This window comes from Pelotomaculum propionicicum (assembly GCF_048984525.1).
GTDB classification, from domain to species: domain Bacteria; phylum Bacillota; class Desulfotomaculia; order Desulfotomaculales; family Pelotomaculaceae; genus Syntrophopropionicum; species Syntrophopropionicum propionicicum_A.
The window spans coordinates 145,096-162,088 of the sequence record NZ_JBMGJC010000003.1; the positions used below are offsets into that span (position 1 = coordinate 145,096).

Annotated in this window: 17 protein-coding genes and 1 other annotated feature; of the genes, 14 read left to right on the forward strand and 3 right to left on the reverse strand. The window is 49.0% G+C overall.

Annotated elements, in window-relative coordinates:
- Positions 1 to 65: 65 nt before the first annotated feature.
- The 9 genes from ACOBQJ_RS04515 to ACOBQJ_RS04555 all read left to right on the forward strand — a co-directional run bounded on the left by ACOBQJ_RS04515 (position 66) and on the right by ACOBQJ_RS04555 (position 6,307).
- Positions 66 to 1,001 carry an HlyD family efflux transporter periplasmic adaptor subunit gene (locus tag ACOBQJ_RS04515; protein WP_421070539.1) on the forward strand — a complete coding sequence of 312 codons (936 nt, stop codon included), beginning with the start codon at positions 66 to 68 and terminating at the stop codon, positions 999 to 1,001.
- Positions 1,002 to 1,016: 15 nt separating this feature from the next.
- On the forward strand, positions 1,017 to 1,700 hold the full coding sequence (locus ACOBQJ_RS04520) for a YggS family pyridoxal phosphate-dependent enzyme (RefSeq protein ID WP_421070540.1): 684 nt from the start codon (positions 1,017 to 1,019) through the stop codon (positions 1,698 to 1,700).
- A 140-nt stretch (positions 1,701 to 1,840) separates the two neighbouring features.
- The gene (locus ACOBQJ_RS04525) at positions 1,841 to 2,290 is read left to right on the forward strand and encodes a cell division protein SepF (RefSeq protein ID WP_421070541.1); all 450 of its coding nucleotides are present in this window, start codon (positions 1,841 to 1,843) and stop codon (positions 2,288 to 2,290) included.
- Between the two features lie 24 nt (positions 2,291 to 2,314).
- A complete protein-coding gene (gene proC / locus ACOBQJ_RS04530; RefSeq protein WP_421070542.1) occupies positions 2,315 to 3,130 on the forward strand; it encodes a pyrroline-5-carboxylate reductase in 816 nt (271 codons plus the stop codon).
- An 82-nt stretch (positions 3,131 to 3,212) separates the two neighbouring features.
- Positions 3,213 to 3,488: a YggT family protein gene (locus tag ACOBQJ_RS04535; protein ID WP_421070543.1), complete on the forward strand. Its 276-nt coding sequence runs from the start codon at positions 3,213 to 3,215 to the stop codon at positions 3,486 to 3,488.
- Positions 3,489 to 3,530: 42 nt separating this feature from the next.
- Entirely contained in the window at positions 3,531 to 4,046 is a 516-nt protein-coding gene (locus ACOBQJ_RS04540) for a DivIVA domain-containing protein (RefSeq protein WP_421070544.1), read from the forward strand.
- Positions 4,047 to 4,177: 131 nt separating this feature from the next.
- Positions 4,178 to 4,834, forward strand: a complete 657-nt coding sequence (locus ACOBQJ_RS04545) for an NUDIX hydrolase (RefSeq protein ID WP_421070545.1) — start codon at positions 4,178 to 4,180, stop codon at positions 4,832 to 4,834.
- Positions 4,835 to 4,901: 67 nt separating this feature from the next.
- Entirely contained in the window at positions 4,902 to 5,735 is an 834-nt protein-coding gene (locus ACOBQJ_RS04550) for a DUF2889 domain-containing protein (protein ID WP_421070546.1), read from the forward strand.
- Positions 5,736 to 6,019: 284 nt separating this feature from the next.
- Positions 6,020 to 6,307, forward strand: coding sequence for a DUF167 domain-containing protein (locus ACOBQJ_RS04555; protein ID WP_421070547.1), 288 nt, complete (start codon positions 6,020 to 6,022; stop codon positions 6,305 to 6,307).
- Between the two features lie 23 nt (positions 6,308 to 6,330).
- Here the strand turns inward: ACOBQJ_RS04555 and ACOBQJ_RS04560 are convergent, their stop codons facing one another.
- Positions 6,331 to 7,473 (reverse strand): HD-GYP domain-containing protein, encoded by a 1,143-nt coding sequence (locus ACOBQJ_RS04560; protein WP_421070548.1) that lies wholly within the window; start codon positions 7,471 to 7,473, stop codon positions 6,331 to 6,333.
- Positions 7,474 to 7,660: 187 nt separating this feature from the next.
- Positions 7,661 to 7,912: a binding site (T-box leader), on the forward strand.
- A 384-nt stretch (positions 7,913 to 8,296) separates the two neighbouring features.
- On the opposite strand from ACOBQJ_RS04560, the gene ileS reads away from it, so the two are divergent.
- The 3 genes from ileS (at position 8,297) to ACOBQJ_RS04575 (ending at position 12,898) form a co-directional block, all read left to right on the forward strand.
- Complete coding sequence (ileS, locus tag ACOBQJ_RS04565) at positions 8,297 to 11,080, forward strand: isoleucine--tRNA ligase (protein WP_421070549.1); 2,784 nt, start codon at positions 8,297 to 8,299, stop codon at positions 11,078 to 11,080.
- A 445-nt stretch (positions 11,081 to 11,525) separates the two neighbouring features.
- Positions 11,526 to 11,981, forward strand: a complete 456-nt coding sequence (lspA, locus tag ACOBQJ_RS04570) for a signal peptidase II (RefSeq protein ID WP_421070550.1) — start codon at positions 11,526 to 11,528, stop codon at positions 11,979 to 11,981.
- Positions 11,981 to 12,898 carry an RluA family pseudouridine synthase gene (locus ACOBQJ_RS04575; protein ID WP_421070551.1) on the forward strand — a complete coding sequence of 306 codons (918 nt, stop codon included), beginning with the start codon at positions 11,981 to 11,983 and terminating at the stop codon, positions 12,896 to 12,898. Before lspA ends, ACOBQJ_RS04575 begins: the two co-directional genes overlap by 1 nt.
- Here ACOBQJ_RS04575 and ACOBQJ_RS04580 read toward each other — a convergent pair.
- Positions 12,884 to 13,339 carry a DUF441 domain-containing protein gene (locus ACOBQJ_RS04580; RefSeq protein ID WP_421070552.1) on the reverse strand — a complete coding sequence of 152 codons (456 nt, stop codon included), beginning with the start codon at positions 13,337 to 13,339 and terminating at the stop codon, positions 12,884 to 12,886. The genes ACOBQJ_RS04575 and ACOBQJ_RS04580 overlap by 15 nt on opposite strands.
- 76 nt (positions 13,340 to 13,415) lie before the next feature.
- Complete coding sequence (locus ACOBQJ_RS04585) at positions 13,416 to 14,228, reverse strand: phosphosulfolactate synthase (protein WP_421070553.1); 813 nt, start codon at positions 14,226 to 14,228, stop codon at positions 13,416 to 13,418.
- A gap of 213 nt (positions 14,229 to 14,441) precedes the next feature.
- On the opposite strand from ACOBQJ_RS04585, the gene ACOBQJ_RS04590 reads away from it, so the two are divergent.
- Both ACOBQJ_RS04590 and ACOBQJ_RS04595 read left to right on the forward strand, forming a co-directional pair.
- On the forward strand, positions 14,442 to 14,717 hold the full coding sequence (locus ACOBQJ_RS04590; RefSeq protein WP_421070554.1) for a YqhV family protein: 276 nt from the start codon (positions 14,442 to 14,444) through the stop codon (positions 14,715 to 14,717).
- Between the two features lie 158 nt (positions 14,718 to 14,875).
- Positions 14,876 to 16,666, forward strand: coding sequence for a DUF342 domain-containing protein (locus ACOBQJ_RS04595; protein WP_421070555.1), 1,791 nt, complete (start codon positions 14,876 to 14,878; stop codon positions 16,664 to 16,666).
- The last annotated feature ends 327 nt before the right edge of the window (positions 16,667 to 16,993 follow it).

Genomic DNA, 16,993 nt, shown 5'->3' on the forward strand with positions numbered 1-16,993 from the left:
TTAAATTCCATTTAAGGATAAATTACGGGTTTAATTATTAAATGATAAATCATAACGGTGCAATCATGCCTTCACCGAAAAGACGCAGGCCAAAAAAATATACTAAATTTTTTTTCTTAGCTGCCTCGTTGTTAATATTTGTCATTATTTTAAGCAAACTATTTCTGGTTTCCATTTTTTCTGTGCCTCAGGTCCTGTCAAGTCAGGAAATCACTCAGACCACAACACTGGACGGTATCCTGATTAAAGATGAGAAGGTGGTTAAATCTCCGTCAAACGGCATGCTCCGCCTGGTCGTGCCGGATGGCAGGCGCCTTGAAATGGGGGGTAAAGCCGCCGAGATTGTTTCCGCGGTCCAGGATATCGGGGAAGTAACATATGACATATACACTGATTCAACCGGTATATTATGCAGCCACCTGGACGGTTATGAAAGTACCCTTTCCCCCCAAAACATCGGGGTTTTGGAAATGCCTGTTATAGAAAAGACGGCTGATAAGCCGCTTTCAGACGGAGCCGGTGTTGATAAAGGACAGCCCGTGTTTAAGATAATTGACAACCTGTCTCCGGTCAGCGTTTATGGCGCTATACCGAAATCAGCCCTGCCCGACGGTTACCTGGAAAAACGTCGTTCCCTTCAGGCTTCCTGGGAAAACTTGAATCTTAGCATCACACCCGGTGATATTAACGACACCGGTGACAACCTGGAGGGTTTTTACCTGCTGTCTGACTTTCCTGAAAGTATTATTCATCACCGTAAAGTTAAAATTACTGTTACCACCAGGGTGCTCAAAGGGTTTCTGGTTCCGGAAAAAGCGATCGTCTACCGGGATAGCAAGCCCGGCATATATCATGTGGTAAAGAAAAAAGCGTTGTGGAAGCCTGTAGAAATAGAGGGAGAGCTGTCCGGGAAAGTTGCTGTTTCAGGAGACGGGATCGAGGAGGGCGCCCGTTTTGTTAGCAATCCCGTTCTGGTCAGGGAAGGCTGGCCAGTAGAATAAAGGTGTGTAATAATCGTGAGCCTAAAGGAAAATCTGGACCGGATCAGAGAACGCATCATTGCCGCCTCCCTGCGCGCCGGCCGTGACCCCGCAGAAATAAAACTGGTGGCGGTAAGCAAGACCATACCCGTGGAAGTAATTAAAGAGGCACTAACCCTTGGGGTTACCAGCCTGGGAGAAAACAGGGTACAGGAGTTTTTGATTAAGCAGCCTGTACTGGACCGTGATATTGAATGGCATTTTATCGGCCACTTGCAGACTAATAAAGTTAAAAAGATTATAGACAAGGTCAGTTTAATCCACTCCCTCGACCGCTGGCCGCTGGCAGAGGCTATCAGCAGGGCGGCCTGTGAGGCCGGTATTGTGGCAAGGGCGCTCATTCAGGTAAATGTTGCCGGTGAAGCCACAAAATACGGCCTTTCCCCGGCGGAGGCCGAGGATTTCGCGCGTGATGCAGCCGCCCTGCCCGGGCTTGAGCCGTGTGGGCTGATGACCATTGCGCCGGAGTGTGATGATCCGGAGGACACCCGTTATGTCTTCCGGCAGACGGCAGATCTGGCCCGGGCGCTTAAAAAAAGCGTCCAGGGCATAAAGATGGATATTCTGTCCATGGGTATGACGGGAGACTTTGAAGTAGCCCTGGAGGAGGGCTCTAATGTTTTAAGGCTCGGGACCGCGTTATTCGGCAGGCGTTATTAAGAATACAAAAAAACCGCCGATAATTTTGGAAAGGCCCCGGACATTTCACCGGATGACCTGGTCCGGTAAAAATGGAAGGGATTAAAATACACCAATTTTAATATTAGCGATAATTTGAATTAAGGAGGTTTGATAAGTTCATGAAGCTTGTTGACAAGATGCTGAACCTTATGGGTTTTGAAGAGGAAGTAGTTGAAGAAGAAGAAAAGAACGTCCGTGAAGAACCTCGTGAAGAACAGCCCTGGCTGAAGAAAAAAGAAAAAGAAAAAGAAAAAGGCGCTGTTATCAGCATGCACGCCCAGCGCCAGGTGCGGGTTGTCGTTATTGAGCCAAGGTCGTTCGAGGAAACAAAAGGGATCACCGATAACCTCAAAAACAGGCGCCCGGTTATTGTGAACCTGGAACAGGCTGATTCCGAGCTTGCCCAACGGGTAGTTGACTTTATAAGCGGGGCGACATATGCTTTAAATGGCAGCATGCAAAAGGTCGGCAACGGTATTTTCCTCTTTGTCCCCAACAACATGGATATTTCCAGCGACTATAAGGAGCAGGGCAAAGGGAAAGGCATGTTTTCGAATGTGCGCTTTTAACACTGATACAAGGTGGTTAAGATTATGCCTTTAAAAGGGCAAAAAATTGGTTTTTTAGGCGGGGGCGCCATGGGTGAGGCGCTTATAACCGGCCTGCTCCGCACCGGCCTGGTTGCGCCGTCTGAAGTTTACATCAGTGATGTAGATGCACAGCGGCTTGAGGTCCTAAGACAAAAGCTGAGCGTCAACACAACTGCTGACAACCGGGCAGTCGTAAGTGCGGCGGACATTGTGATCATTGCTGTGAAGCCGCACGTGGCAGCTTCCGTTTTAAAGGAAATAGCCGCTTTGGCAAGACCTGAAAAGACTTTCATATCTATAGCGGCGGGTGTTACCATAAGCCAGATTGAGTCCTGCCTGGAGGGCCCCGTGCCGGTAATCCGCGTCATGCCGAACACACCCTGCCTGGTAGGAGAGGGCGCAAGCGCGGTAAGCGCCGGCAAGCATGCCGGAGAGAAAAGTATGAAGGAAGCCCTGGCTATTTTTAACTCGGCGGGGGCAGCCGTGGAAGTCCCGGAATCGCTGCTCGACTGCGTTACAGGCCTGAGCGGCAGCGGGCCCGCCTACATGTACGTTGTTCTGGAAAGCCTTATTGACGGAGCGGTACGGCTAGGCCTGCCAGGTGACATTGCCAGGAAACTGGCCGCCCAGACCATGCTCGGCGCCGCAAAAATGGTCCTGGAAACCACTGATCACCCCGCTAAATTGAAAAACATGGTAACCACTCCCGGCGGGACTACGGCAGCGGGGCTTTTCGCCCTGGAGGAAGGAGCCCTGAGATCAGTTTTGATGAAGGCAGTTGCAGACGCGACCAGGCGCTCGCGTGAGATGTCAGGGTAGACGGAGACTATTACGCGATGTGCAATAGCAGTGCAGTGAAGATCTTAGAATAAGCGCGAGGTGTCATATGGTTCTTAGTATTATGAGCCTAATCAGGCAGGCCGTAAGTGTAGCCTTTGAGGTGTATTCGTGGATATTAATTATTCGGATCCTGCTTTCCTGGATCCGGCATAATCCATACCAGCCTATAATCCGGTTTATTTACGAGGTAACAGACCCGTACCTGCGTATTTTCAGGAGGATCGTACCTCCTTACGGCGCAGTCGATTTCTCGCCGATAGTCGCATTTTTTGTCCTGAGAATAATTGAATGGATTGTCATCAGAATTCTGCATTATATTACATTGGCTTTTATTTAAGATATATTGGAAAAGGAATAGTGAACCCGAGGTGAAAAATTAGTGCTGACGCCGCTGGACATTCAGAAAAAAGAATTTCGGCATGTGCTGCGTGGTTACAGCGAAGACGAGGTCGATACTTTTCTGGACCTGGTTGCCCATGAATTTGAGAACCTTATTCGTGAAAACCAGGAGCTGAGAGAAAAAGTAGTCCAGACTGAACAAAACGTGGCCCGTTACCGGGAAATAGAGGAAGCAATTAAAAATACCATGGTAATGGCCCAAAAAAGCACAGAAGAACTAAGGCAAAACGCTGAAAAAGAAGCGGGTATTCTCCTTGACCGGAGCCGGATAGAAGCTGACCAGTTAGCGCGTGAAGCTGAACAGGAAGCGGCGGGAATTATCCACGAGGCTGAGAAGAGAGCCTCTGAGATGAATTCCGAGTATGAACGGATTAAAAGGGAAGCCCACATTTTCAGGGTCCGTTTCAGGTCTTTCCTGGAGTCGCAGATCAAGCTTTTAGACGGTGAAGAGAAGGAACTGCCCGACGATGATGAATTAGTGGAAGGAGAATCCTGATTTTATTTAAATAATTGCGCAAAGAAAGCAGTTCCTTGCCCCCTCGCGGGGTCGGGATTTTTTTTTCAGGCTTAAAAATGCGGAATACTTTGCATATTATCATTATTAATCTTTAAAGGAGCAGCAGCCTGATGGAGCTTGTAAAAAACCTGTTAAAAACGAAGTCCCAGGAAGTTCAAAACATAGAAGAATATTTTGTGTCCGCGGTACTGCTGCCGTTAGCTGAAACAGAGAGAGGGCTTGAGGTGCTTTTCGAAGTCCGGGCCAACCATCTGCGCAGGCAGCCAGGTGAAATATGTTTCCCGGGCGGCAGAGTTGAAAAAAATGAGCTTATGAATCCAGAGGAAGCAGCAATCCGTGAAACTGCCGAGGAACTGGGGATCCAGAAAGATCAGGTCGAACTGCTTGGTTCCCTGAATTGTTTTTTTGGACCCCCGGCAAATATTATTTATCCTTATGTTGGGCTGATAAAGGATAAAGAAAGCATTAAGCCGGAACCGGCTGAAGTGGAAGAGGTTTTTTGGGCTCCGCTGAAGCATTTTATAAAGAACCCGCCAGCTGAAAGCAGCGTTGAAGTGGCGACCCGGTATGCGCGGGATTTTCCTTTTAACAGGGTCCCCGCCTCTTACAGGAAGGACTGGAATAAGAAGTGGTCTTTCCCGGTTTACTTCTACGAGTACGGGGAGCGCTTTATCTGGGGGATAACGGCCAGGATACTTTATCACTTTGTCACCAACTATAATAAAATAAGCATACATGCTGTTGAAGCGGCGCCGTTTGAAGAATGAATCCTGTCAAAATGTTAACACGGGAGCTATTTTTTTTTCAGGATTAGTGATTAAGGAGGTTTTTACAGTGGAGTTTATCTATCAAAACAACATGTTTTGTTCTGTAAAAAACCTGAAGGCCGAAGACCTGCTGGCTGAAGCCGACCTCATCGGTACCAGTGCTGAAGCACTGGGCTGGCTTGTTATTGACAGGTCGACCTTTATAATAAAAGAAGCGGGCTGGGAGGTCACCCGTTCACCCGGGGGAAGTCTTAACGGCAGCGGAATACTGCACGGCCTGAAAGGAACAGCCGCGTATTTCAACTGCGGCGCTGATCTGCGGCGGGAGGCGGCAGGTATCGCGGGCGGGTTAGTCAGGGAAATGCTGGCTGAGTGCGTCAAGGGCATTATCCAGGCCGAAACTTTTATTTACCAGGACAGGGGTTACCCTACACCTGAGGCTTACGGTGAATACTGGGAGAAATTTTACCTGGACTCATGCCGTTATTACAGCAATCTGCACCGTGTCAGCCGCAGGTGGTCCGAGTACGTGGGCGGATATTACACCGGCAAAAAGCTTTTCGCCCGGGCCAAAAACTGTTCCGTCCTGAAGGTTCCCGGCGGGTACGCCGCTGCCGGTCTGTTCAGTGATTCATTTCATGAGATGGCGGTAACAATAAGTTTAAATGACGAGGGCATGGTGCGGGAATGCAATGGGAATTTTCTGCGGGCGCCGGACCCTGTCTGTTTTGAAAACGCTCCGTCGCTCGAAATGTTGAAGGGAGCTTATCTTCCAGGCCTGGCTAAAAAACAAGTTGCAGAGTTGATTGGCGGACCCACCGGTTGCGACCACCTGGTCGACCTGGTGTACACCCTGTCCAAGGGGTGCGGGGAAGCGCTGAAGCCCAGCTTAGAAAGATAGTTAAAACAAATAGACAGGATTAACTGGATTTAAAAAACCGATTAACAGGATTTTAATATTAAATTCTTAAATCACAGGATTTACATGATTATAAAGATTTGCAAAATTAAATAATAATTTATTTTATTTAAAAATCTTCCCTTAAATCTTGTTAATCTTGTGAAATATTGAAAAATATTTATGGTTTAAACATATTTTAATCCTGTGAATCCTGATTAATCCTGTAAATCCTGTCAATATGTTTTCATGATAATCTTATAAAAACACATCGGAGGATTAGAGCTTTGCTTCACATCAGGGAAGTGGATGGAGACGTTTATTTTAAGGTGAGGGTAATGCCCCGCTCGTCCAGGGACTCTATCGTGGGAATATACGAGGACGCCCTCAAGATCAGGCTTACCGCCGCTCCTTTAGAGGGCAAGGCTAATGAAGCCTGCCGGGCATTTTTATCAAAAATACTGGGCGTGCCCCGCTCCCATGTGGAGATCCACACCGGTGAGACCAGCCGCAATAAAGTAATTAAAGTATCCGGATTAAGTTCAGAAAAAGTGTTACAGGCATTAGTACCATAAAATCTTTCAGGAACCGCACAGCTTTAATCGTTCTCCGAAAGGGAATTGACTTCTTCCGTCGGGAGCATCCTTATTACAAACTGGTCCTCTTTATCTAGCAGGGAAATTTCCTCCTGCACAGGGAGCTGCCGGCGGTCCGGACCATACAGCAGCCTGAGCCGGGGGAACATGGAAAAACCCTTGGGAGTATCGATAACAACGCCTATATAGCCGCTGTTTAATTCTACAATGGATCCGGTGGGGTACGCGGCGATATTATTCAGGAAGGCCCTTACTATATAATCCTTGAAAAGGTAGTTGCCGGACGCGGCACACATTTCATATGCCTCGCAGGGTGCAAATGGCTTCCTGTATACCCGGTCAGCGGTTAAAGCGTCGAACTTATCTACAATTGATATTATTTGCGAGAAATCGTGAAATTTTTCAGTTTTTATCCCGGCCGGATAACCTGATCCGTCACAGCTTTCGTGATGCTGGTAAGCCATAATAGCGTGCAGGCTGTCCATACTTTTCGAATCGCGGATCAGCTCATAACCGTACACGGTGTGCATTTTAATTATGGAGAACTCTTCCCGCGTCAGACGGCCCGGCTTGTTGAGGATTTCATCAGGTATTTTTACCTTGCCCAGGTCGTGCAGGAGGGCTCCCACGCCCAGGGTTGCCAGCTTTTTGCTGTCATAGCCCAGCGTTATGCCCGTCATCATGGCCAGCACGCAGACATTAACAGAGTGGGCAAAGGTGTAGTCATCCTGTTGGCGCAGGTCAACGAGATTAAACATAAGGTCGCGGCTGGACATTATTTCCCCGGTAAACTGATTCACGGTGCTGTAAACCGACTGCGGGTCGATAACCAGTCTCCCCGATTCCTTGGTTTCCAGCAGGATATTCTTCACCTGCTTTATCGCGGCCCCCCTTGTTTCTTTTGCAATTAAATCTTTGCCTTCTATTTTCGGAAGCCGGGCGGCAGGGGATTTATATCTTTTAAATGTGCCCTGCTGCTTGCCATCGTTGATATAAACGAAAGGCACTTCATATTCTGCAAGTTTATTAATAAAAGGCGGGGTTAATATAGATCCGCTGCTCACTAATATTTCGCCCCTGGGTCCGTAAACGGTGCGCTCTACTTTCATGCCTGGTTTTAGCCTGGTTGTAGATATTCTGCTCATACACTTACCCTCTGAGAAAATATATTATTATATTTAATAGTCGGCACATTTTGTGTTGAATTTGACTCTAAATAAAATTTTCGAAATCTTTAAAATTCTTTTAAAAGGTAAATATCTCTGGTTTGACTTGAGCTTGGTTGACTACCATATGGCTTTTTTATATAATATTGCTTGTTAGCGCATAACGTAAGGATCGATGAGCGGGAAGAGTAAGCGGATTTTATCCGTCCAGAGAGCCCTGGGATGCTGGAAACCGGGCACGGCTAAACCGTTGAAAATCACCCGTGAGGCGCCTGCTGAAATTCACTGGAAGATTAAGCAAGGCCGGGTTTGCCGCCGTTACACGGCAGCTTGAGTGGTTAGCTTTCCGCGTTGCGCTTGTGGCGCTGCGCAGGGCTGCAGTTAGGGTGGTACCGCGGGTTGGAAACCCGTCCCTTAGGGGGACGGGTTTTTTGCGTTATGAAAAGCTTCGTCTGGCTGCGTCAACCGGGCTTAGCCGGGTGCTCACGTACGATGATCAGTACGCTCCGCCCCGTCTTATCCCGCTTTCCTTGCCATACTCGCTTTTGATAACGCAAGCACTGTAAAAAGCTGCGCCTAGCTTCGTCAGATATCGACGGCTGGGTACTCACGTACATTATTAGTAAGCTCCGTCCCACCCGTCGATATCTTCCTTGCTATCTTGCTTTTGACAGCGCTAGTGATGTTTGCTTGCAACTTTTGATAACGTAAGCTCTGGCTTCCGCGCTATGCTTTCTTTTTGACAATGCCTGGGGGCAGTTAGTTTGATTTTGATATAACGATTCTAAAGAGGTGTTTTAAAATGGATTACGGCAAAACCTTGAATTTACCCAAGACTGACTTTCCGATGCGGGCGAACCTGCCTGAAAGGGAAGTGGAGTTTCTGAAATTCTGGGAAGAGATCGATATTTACAGAAAGGTCCAGGAAAAAAACCGCGGGCGCCAAAAGTTTATCCTGCATGACGGGCCGCCCTACGCCAACGGGCATATCCACCTGGGCCACGTCTTAAATAAAGTCTTAAAAGATATCGTTGTAAAGTATCACTCAATGGCAGGTTATGACGCCCCTTATGTACCGGGCTGGGACACTCACGGCCTGCCGATAGAACAGCAGGCGATAAAAGCTTTTGGCATCAACCGCCATGAGATCAACCCGGTGGAGTTTAGAAACAAATGTAAAGAATTTGCCCTGGGGTTTGTTGATATTCAGCGGGAAGAGTTCAAAAGGCTGGGTGTAAGAGGGGAGTGGGACAAACCCTACCTTACCCTTATGCCTCACTATGAAGCGCGCCAAATCGGTGTTTTCGGAGAAATGGCCAAAAAGGGATATATTTATAAAGGCCTGAAACCCGTTTACTGGTGTGCCACCTGCGAAACGGCGCTGGCTGAGGCGGAAGTTGAGTACGGAGACAAAAAGTCAGCTTCCATATATGTTCGGTTTCCGGTAAGAAACGGCCGGGGCGTCCTTCCCGAGGAAGACGCTTACCTGGTAATCTGGACTACCACGCCCTGGACCCTGCCGGCCAACGTGGCGATATCCCTGCACCCGGAATACAAATATGTTCTGATAAAAGCCGGAAAAGAAAAGTACCTGGTAGCGGAAGAACTGAAGGATAGTTTCCTTAAAAACGCCGGTATAGAAAGCTCAGAAGTGATCGGGGAATTTAAGGGGTCCGAACTGGAACTGGTCGAGTGCGGCCACCCCTTTGTGGACAGGGTTTCACTGGTGATCATGGGCGAACATGTTACCCTGGACCAGGGCACCGGCTGTGTCCATACCGCCCCGGGCCACGGTATGGAAGACTTTGTTGTCTGCAAGCAGTATAATCTGCCGGTAATATCACCCGTCAATGCCAAGGGGGTTTTTACTGAGGAAGGTGGTATTTTCGCTGGCCAGTTTTACCTGGACGCCAATAACAGTGTGCTTGAAGAGCTGGATCGCAGGGGACATTTGATGAGCCACTCCACTATCCTGCACCAGTACCCTCACTGCTGGCGCTGTAAAAAATCTGTATTTTTCCGGGCTACCGAGCAGTGGTTCGCGTCAATTGACGGGTTCCGCCAGTCTGCTCTTGACGAAATCCGCACGGTGCGCTGGATTCCCGGCTGGGGTGAAGAGCGCATATATAACATGGTGGCCAACCGGGGTGACTGGTGCATCTCCCGCCAGCGCAGCTGGGGAGTGCCCATACCCATATTTTATTGCAAGGACTGCGGGAAAGAATTAATAAATGACGAGACCATCCGGCACCTGCAGGGCTTGTTCAGGCAGAATGGTTCTGACGTCTGGTTTGCCAGGCCCGCCCAGGACCTGCTGCCGCAGGATATAAAATGCGGGTGCGGCTGTGGCGAGTTCACCAAGGAAACAGATATCATGGATGTCTGGTTCGATTCAGGCACGAGCCACTTTGGGGTGCTGGACGAACAGTCCGTCTGGCCGGACCTGTGCTGGCCGGCGGACCTCTACCTGGAAGGAAGCGACCAGCACCGGGGCTGGTTCAACTCATCTCTTTCCACGTCGGTGGCAGTATCCGGCAGGGCTCCCTACCGGGCGGTACTGACTCATGGTTTTGTCGTGGACGAACAAGGCCGCAAACAGTCCAAATCACTGGGCAACGTTGTAGATCCGGCCAAGGTCATAAAGCAGATGGGCGCCGACATACTGCGCCTCTGGGTCAGTTCCGCCGACTACCGCAGCGATCTGGCCGCTTCGCCCAGTATTCTAAAACAGCTGACGGAGGCTTACCGAAAAATCAGAAACACCTGCCGCTTCCTATTGGGCAACCTTTACGATTTTAACCCGGCTGCTGACAAGGTCGATTTCGATCAACTGCTGGAAATAGATCGTTGGGCGATGCTCAGGCTGCAGAAACTGGTGCAAAAGGTGACCGGTTCATACCAGGATTACGAATACCATGTGGTTTACCACGCTATCCACGGTTTCTGCACCATAGACATGAGTTCTCTTTACCTGGATATAATAAAAGACCGGCTCTATACAATGCCCGCCGGTTCAAAAGAGCGCCGGGCCGCGCAGACCGTTATGTATGAAATTCTTTCGGCGCTGGTTCGCCTGCTGGTACCGGTCCTTACCTTCACCACCGAGGAAATCTGGCGCCATATGCCCGGTGACAGGGACGGCCTGGCCAGCGTTCAGCTGGCCGATATGCCGGAGGCCGTGGAAGAGTATATAGACGATGAGCTGGATCAGAAATGGGAAAGGCTGCTGGCAGTGCGGGGAGAAGTGACCAAAGTGCTCGAGTCAGCCCGCCGGGACAAGGTGATCGGCAACTCATTGGAGGCCGCGGTTGAACTGTACACGGGTAAAGAACTGCGCGGTTTCCTGGAGCCCATGGCTGGTGACCTGCCTGCCATCTTCATTGTTTCGGGCGTTACCCTGGCTGGCCTGGGAGATGCCCCGGCTGGAGCACAGGCAAATGATACCATCCCCGAACTGGTTATTTCAGTCCGGCCCGCCGGCGGCAGTAAATGTGAACGCTGCTGGATGTACCACGAGGGGGTCGGCGCGGACGCTGAGCATAAAACGCTCTGCCCGCGCTGCGCGGGAGTAATGAAAGAAATATAAGATAAAGCCCTCCATGTGTTGAACCCGCTTGGCATTTGGGTCGTGGGACGGGAGTCTTGAGTTTGTTGGTGTATCGAGGTATTCCATTGTAGGGCGGGATTTATCCCGCCATTTCAATCGGGGACATAAATTGAGTCGTGGGTCGTGGGTGGTGAGTCGTGGGATTCATGTATTCCTGTCGAGTCTTAAACCATAAAGGTCTGTCATGCACTCTCACGTCACACGTCTCAACACTCACGTCTCATTAGGTGTGTCCCCATTCCGCTAACCGGCTAAAGCCGCACCTACAGCACTCACGTCCTATGTCTCACGTCTCAATGGAGCATCGGGTTTCAACACCATGGACTTCGAGATATTGAAAAAATGACTAGAGGAAATATCTGATGAATAATTTTCTAATAGTTATAAATGTTATTATATGGTAAAATGGTTATGGTGATAATAAATGTTCTTCTCAATAATTTTGGCAGTTCTGTTAGTTGATCAGGGTACCAAGGCAGCAGTTCAGATGTTAATGTACCAGGGTGAATCAATCTCTGTGCTGCCGCCTGTTTTTTATCTGACCTATATTATGAACCCCGGCGCTGCCTTTGGCATACTGCCCAACCAGAAGGCCCTTTTTATAACCACGGGCCTCCTGCTCGTAATTGGGGTACTGGCTGGTTACAGAAAAATGCCTCCTGAAAAGAAGATTTTAAGAAATGGCCTGGGTTTGGTCCTGGGAGGCGCCCTGGGCAACCTGGTGGACCGGCTGCGTTTCGGCAGAGTCGTTGATTTTCTGGATTTTCGCGTGTGGCCGGTATTCAACCTGGCTGATACGGCTATTTTCATTGGGGTCTGCCTTTTGGCCTGGGAACTGCTGAAAGAGGGCGGGAAAACTAACGAGGGTAGTGAACACTAGTGTTATCGGCAAATTTTTATGAGGTCAGGGAGGATGACGCGGGTAAAAGGCTTGATGTTTTCCTCGCAGGCGAGGCGGAGGACTATACCCGCTCGCATATCCAGAAACTGGTCGGGGAAGGGCGCGCCTTGGTAAACGGAGTAATCGCCAGGGCCAGTTATAAGGTAAAGCAGGGGGATTTGGTCAGGCTGGAGATCCCGGAACCGGAGGGGATGGAATCAAAAGCGGAAAAAATCCCTCTTGATATATATTATGAGGATAATGACGTTATCGTTTTAAACAAGCCCAGGGGAATGGTCGTCCATCCGGCCGCCGGCAATTACTCAGGCACGGTTGTGAACGCACTGCTGTATCACTGCCGCGATCTTTCCGGTATCAACGGTGTGCTGCGGCCGGGAATAGTGCACCGCCTGGATAAGGATACATCAGGCCTGATCATGGTGGCAAAAAACGACGCCGCACATGCCAGCCTTGCCCAGCAGCTGAAAGACCGGCGGATTACCCGTATCTACCTGGCGCTTGTACATGGCAAGGTAAAGGAAGCATCCGGCGTCATAGACGCTCCCATAGGGCGTGATCCAAAAAACAGGCAGAAAATGGCCGTGGTCCATAAAAACTCTAAAAACGCGATTACTAATTACCGTGTGCTAAGCCGCTATGCCGGGTACACATACCTGCGCCTGAAGCTTGAGACCGGCCGCACCCACCAGATCAGGGTGCACCTGTCTTATATCGGCCACCCGGTGGTAGGCGACCTGAAGTATGGCCCCTCCAGGCCGCATTTTAACCTGGCGGGACAGTTTCTCCACGCCGCCGTGATTGGATTCAAGCATCCCCGTTCGGGAGCTTACTTAGAATTTGAAGCGCCACTGCCGGATGAACTGGAAGCTATCTTAAGCGGGTTAACGCCTGAATAGCCGTATCACCGGCATAAATAAAGCGGCTAAGCCCGCCGCCATCAGCGGCCCGACGGGAACACCATGCAAGAAGACGATACCTAAAATAGACCCCAGCACCATGCCGAAAATTATTTCCGGGTCTGCTTTTAACAGGGTAAGGCCGCGCGCGTTCAGATAAGTAGCCCCGGCCCCGCCCGCGACTGCCAGGATGCCGGGCACTGAAACCAGGTTATACATAATATCCCCGGCTGATACCGTACCGTTGGCCAGCGGGACCATAATCGCAAGCATCAGAAAAAGGAGGCCGAGTTCCAGTCCTCGCCTGTCCAGCAGTGAATATACGAAATTGAGGTTGGTATATTTTACAATTAACAGGATGCTGGCTGCTGTGGCTATCAAGTTTGAGTGAGCTACTATGCCGATCAGCAGCAGCGCCACCAGTATGTTTACCCCTGGCACAATTCCTACCTACTTTTTCAGGTGATCAGTGTTAAAATATATGCCCCGCCGCTGGCTGTTATTACCAATTGGGTCGCTATTTATAAATGCAGTCCTTGAGGTAAACAGGGCGCAGGGTGTCGCCGCGCAGGCCGACCCGCAGCGCTTCCAGGGCCAGAGCTTCATTGACTGAAATGTTGCCAAGGTTGACATTCGGGCCAAAACGGGAAATTAAGTCCTGCTGCTGCTGCTTCAAGGGCGCCTCCCAGATCAGCAGGCGCGGGTCGCCTGCAGCGGCGAGGATCTGATCCGACTCGTCCTCGATAAACTGTCCCCTGTCATCATAAAAGCCGGCGCCTTTGCCTGATTCCCTGCCTTCTATAATTACCCTGTAAGCGCCGCAGTCAAGATCGCGTTTAATCTGCTTGAGGTAGTGGCCTATTTTTTCTTTGTCCTGCATATTTTTCTTGCCCACTTCTGTCAGGACTTTAAAACCGGCGTCCAGTGCCATTGATATGGCCCGTTCTCGCACCTCCTGAGAAAAATTAATCGTGCCGTCGGAAACCTCGATGGTAGAGTAACCGATCTTCCCGGCAACTTTTAAAAACTCCTTCAGTTTGTTCTGCATGATGGCAATTTCCAGAAAAGTGCCGCCAGGATAAGCCTCTATCCCGAATTGTTTGGCCAGTTTGATTTTTTCTTCCAGTAAATCCTGCTTGTATAATGCAGAGGTCCCGAAGCCCAGTTTAAGAAAGTCGATATATTCTCCGGCCACATCAAACAGATCTTTTGTTTCATGCAGCCCCAGGCCTTTATCAATAATCATGGTCAGACCATGATCTCTGGGTTTTTTAGACCTCCCGCCCAAGGGTATGTCGATTACCTCCAACCAGATGTTATCTGAACCCATTTAAACTCTCCTTCCGGCGTCCTGACACTGCCTTTAGACACCTCATAAATTTGGTTTAAAATATTCATAAGAAATTAAAAGGGTTACTACCGAGGTCTTGACCCGGTATTCAGCATGGATCTTCAACGGGCGGCAAGGGATAATCTGTCAGTCATTTATTCACACATCCCCGCATATTAGTTTTTAAATATTACGGAGCACGGGGGTGATACCGTGTTTTTAATTCAAGATAAAATAGTTTTAGGTATGGCGGGAGTCAGGTTATTATCTGCTACCATTGAATTCACAGCGGCCATGCTGATGTTGGTGTACGGCAGGGTTGAAACGGCATTTAGAATAAACGCTCTGCTGGCACTGGTGGGGCCAACGGTGCTGCTTACCGTCACAACCCTGGGATTAATCGGGCTGGCGGGTAAAATCTCTCCGTCCGGAATGATGACGGTTATTCTGGGTGTAATTTTGATTTTTATAGGTATTAACAGAATTTAAAAAGTATATATTGGAAAAGTTCCTGCACGTCGCAGGGGCTTTTATTTTTTATGTTAAAACTACAGAAAACATTAAACTATTTCTAAGAAATTTCGATTAATATAGTGAATCCTTGATTCCTTACATAAATGTTTCAGAATAATGAGGGGTTTTAAATTATGATTGAAAACAGCAGTATTGAAAATGACAGCCTGGATTTAGGCCTTGGCGGGGTGCTGGTCAAGGACAGCAAAGTGATTGTGAAGGACCCGACAGCTGACGTTGGTATTCTCGCCATAACTCCCTGTGAGGGAGTTGAGCTGGTGATTAACGGTGTAGCAGTTACGGGCAGGACGGCTGTAAGAGAGAAAGATGAGATTGTTTTAAAACCTTTGACTGTCGAAGAACCGGGCTCTTACAAAATTACGGTTGCTCCCGACTGCCTGTCGGCAAAACTGGAAGTCAGCATGGGGACAACGACCGTCTATTCAATCATGGACGCAGGGCCTGAAATTAATTTGACCTTAAAAGCGGAACGCAGGTCTGAAAAAAAATGCCCCTTTACACTCGTTGATATTTTACAGGGATTATCAGGGAAGAATATTACTTTTGGCATCAAACACAGCGAAATCCAGGCTATCATGGCCGGGAAGGAAGACGGTTCCTACCTTATAGCGGAAGGAACGGCGCCGGGTGAAACGATTAACGACCGGGTTGAACTGAAGTTTAATGACGGGCAGGAAGGGCAGAAAGTCAAAGACTCCAGTGATAAGGTTAATTTTAGAGACCTGGGGGAAATACTGTCTGTCGAGCCGGGAACACTGCTGGCGGAAAGATATGTTGGGAGCCAGGGCAAACCGGGCAGGAAAGTTAGCGGAGAAATGATTATTCCGCCAAAACCCGTCGCCTGTGATATTACAGCCGGAAAGGGCGTAGAAGTGTCATCGGACGGCAGCAAGGTTATTTCGAAGGTCAGCGGCCGCCCGATTGCTAAAAGGCTGGGAAAGGGTTTTGTTATTGATGTTGACCCGATCTTACATAAAAAAGGTGATATCGACATCCAGTCCGGCAACATCCGGTTTAAAGGAGATGTGGTTGTTCACGGGAACGTCTGTGAGGGAATGACCGTTCAGGCAGCCGGCCGGATAAATGTGCTCGGTATGATTTTCGGGGCGCAAATCGCCGCCCAGGGTGACATTACAGCGGTTCAAAATATTACGGGCGGCAACCTTGTCGCCGGCGGCAATAACAGTTTTTTCAAGGCTTTTTATAAACACCTGGACGCCCTGCAGTCCGACCTTACAGAGGTCGGCAGGATGGTGTCGGGAATGGCGGAGCAGGCCAAAATTAAAAATGTAAAAACAGGGCAGTTGGTCCAGCTTTTAATAGACAAAAAGTATGCCCGGGTACACAACCTGATTTCGGAAATAATTAAGATATCAGGGCAGAACACTTTTATAATTCCCAGGGATATGGTTGACCTGCTGGAGACAATCGAGAAAAAATTAAGCGGTTTAAACGTCCTGAAAATCGAGTCGCCCGAAGAATTTAACAGGATCATCGCTGAAATCAAGGACGTGCAGAAAACAATAGAGAACATGGCTGAGAACAAAGCCAATATTACCTTTGCTTATTCAGTCAACAGTAAAATAGAAGCCTCCGGTGACGTCAAGGTAGAGGGAGGCGGCTGTTTAAATACGAACATCAACGCCGGGGGGAACGTCACTATAAAGGGTGTTTTCAGAGGCGGTGAGATCCAGGCCGGCGGCAATATTATCTTAAACGAAGCCGGTTCTGAAATGGGCGCCAGGACCTTGATTAAGGCCGAGAGCGGGCGGAAGATAATGATCCGCAAAGCGTACGAAGGTGTCCGCCTGCAAATCGGCGGGCGCATGGCCAGCATTACCGAGATGCAAAACAACATAAAGGCTGAACTGGATGACGTGGGAACCCTGGTAATTTCTTACTAGACGGTGCGATTAATTGTAATATTAAACAGCTCATTGACATTAATTCTTAGATAATGTAAAATGTATGACAACAAAATGACCTTGAAATCGGTCCAGAGAGACCGGTAAGGATTCATAGATACGGTGTTTGATTGGCGTGCTATGCCTGCTTACTGGTCTTTAGTAAACAGGCATTTTTGGTTGTTAAGGCTGTTGAAAAAGCCCCATCTACGGCGTTGCAACTGCGTATTTCCCGCTTCGACGTACTACCGGTACGCCTTCGCGATAAATCCTTGTTGCGCCTTGTATCTGGAACTTTTTGAACAGCCCCGGGTACACTAGATGAAA

What these genes read in the sequence shown, in the direction of transcription:
- ACOBQJ_RS04515 (WP_421070539.1), top strand. Translation starts at nt 66, where the DNA reads ATGCCTTCACCGAAAAGACGCAGGCCAAAAAAATATACTAAATTTTTT.
- ACOBQJ_RS04525 (WP_421070541.1), top strand. Translation starts at nt 1,841, where the DNA reads ATGAAGCTTGTTGACAAGATGCTGAACCTTATGGGTTTTGAAGAGGAA.
- proC (WP_421070542.1), top strand. Translation starts at nt 2,315, where the DNA reads ATGCCTTTAAAAGGGCAAAAAATTGGTTTTTTAGGCGGGGGCGCCATG.
- ACOBQJ_RS04535 (WP_421070543.1), top strand. Translation starts at nt 3,213, where the DNA reads ATGAGCCTAATCAGGCAGGCCGTAAGTGTAGCCTTTGAGGTGTATTCG.
- ACOBQJ_RS04545 (WP_421070545.1), top strand. Translation starts at nt 4,178, where the DNA reads ATGGAGCTTGTAAAAAACCTGTTAAAAACGAAGTCCCAGGAAGTTCAA.
- ACOBQJ_RS04560 (WP_421070548.1), bottom strand. Translation starts at nt 7,473, where the DNA reads ATGAGCAGAATATCTACAACCAGGCTAAAACCAGGCATGAAAGTAGAG.
- ileS (WP_421070549.1), top strand. Translation starts at nt 8,297, where the DNA reads ATGGATTACGGCAAAACCTTGAATTTACCCAAGACTGACTTTCCGATG.
- lspA (WP_421070550.1), top strand. Translation starts at nt 11,526, where the DNA reads ATGTTCTTCTCAATAATTTTGGCAGTTCTGTTAGTTGATCAGGGTACC.
- ACOBQJ_RS04585 (WP_421070553.1), bottom strand. Translation starts at nt 14,228, where the DNA reads ATGGGTTCAGATAACATCTGGTTGGAGGTAATCGACATACCCTTGGGC.
- ACOBQJ_RS04595 (WP_421070555.1), top strand. Translation starts at nt 14,876, where the DNA reads ATGATTGAAAACAGCAGTATTGAAAATGACAGCCTGGATTTAGGCCTT.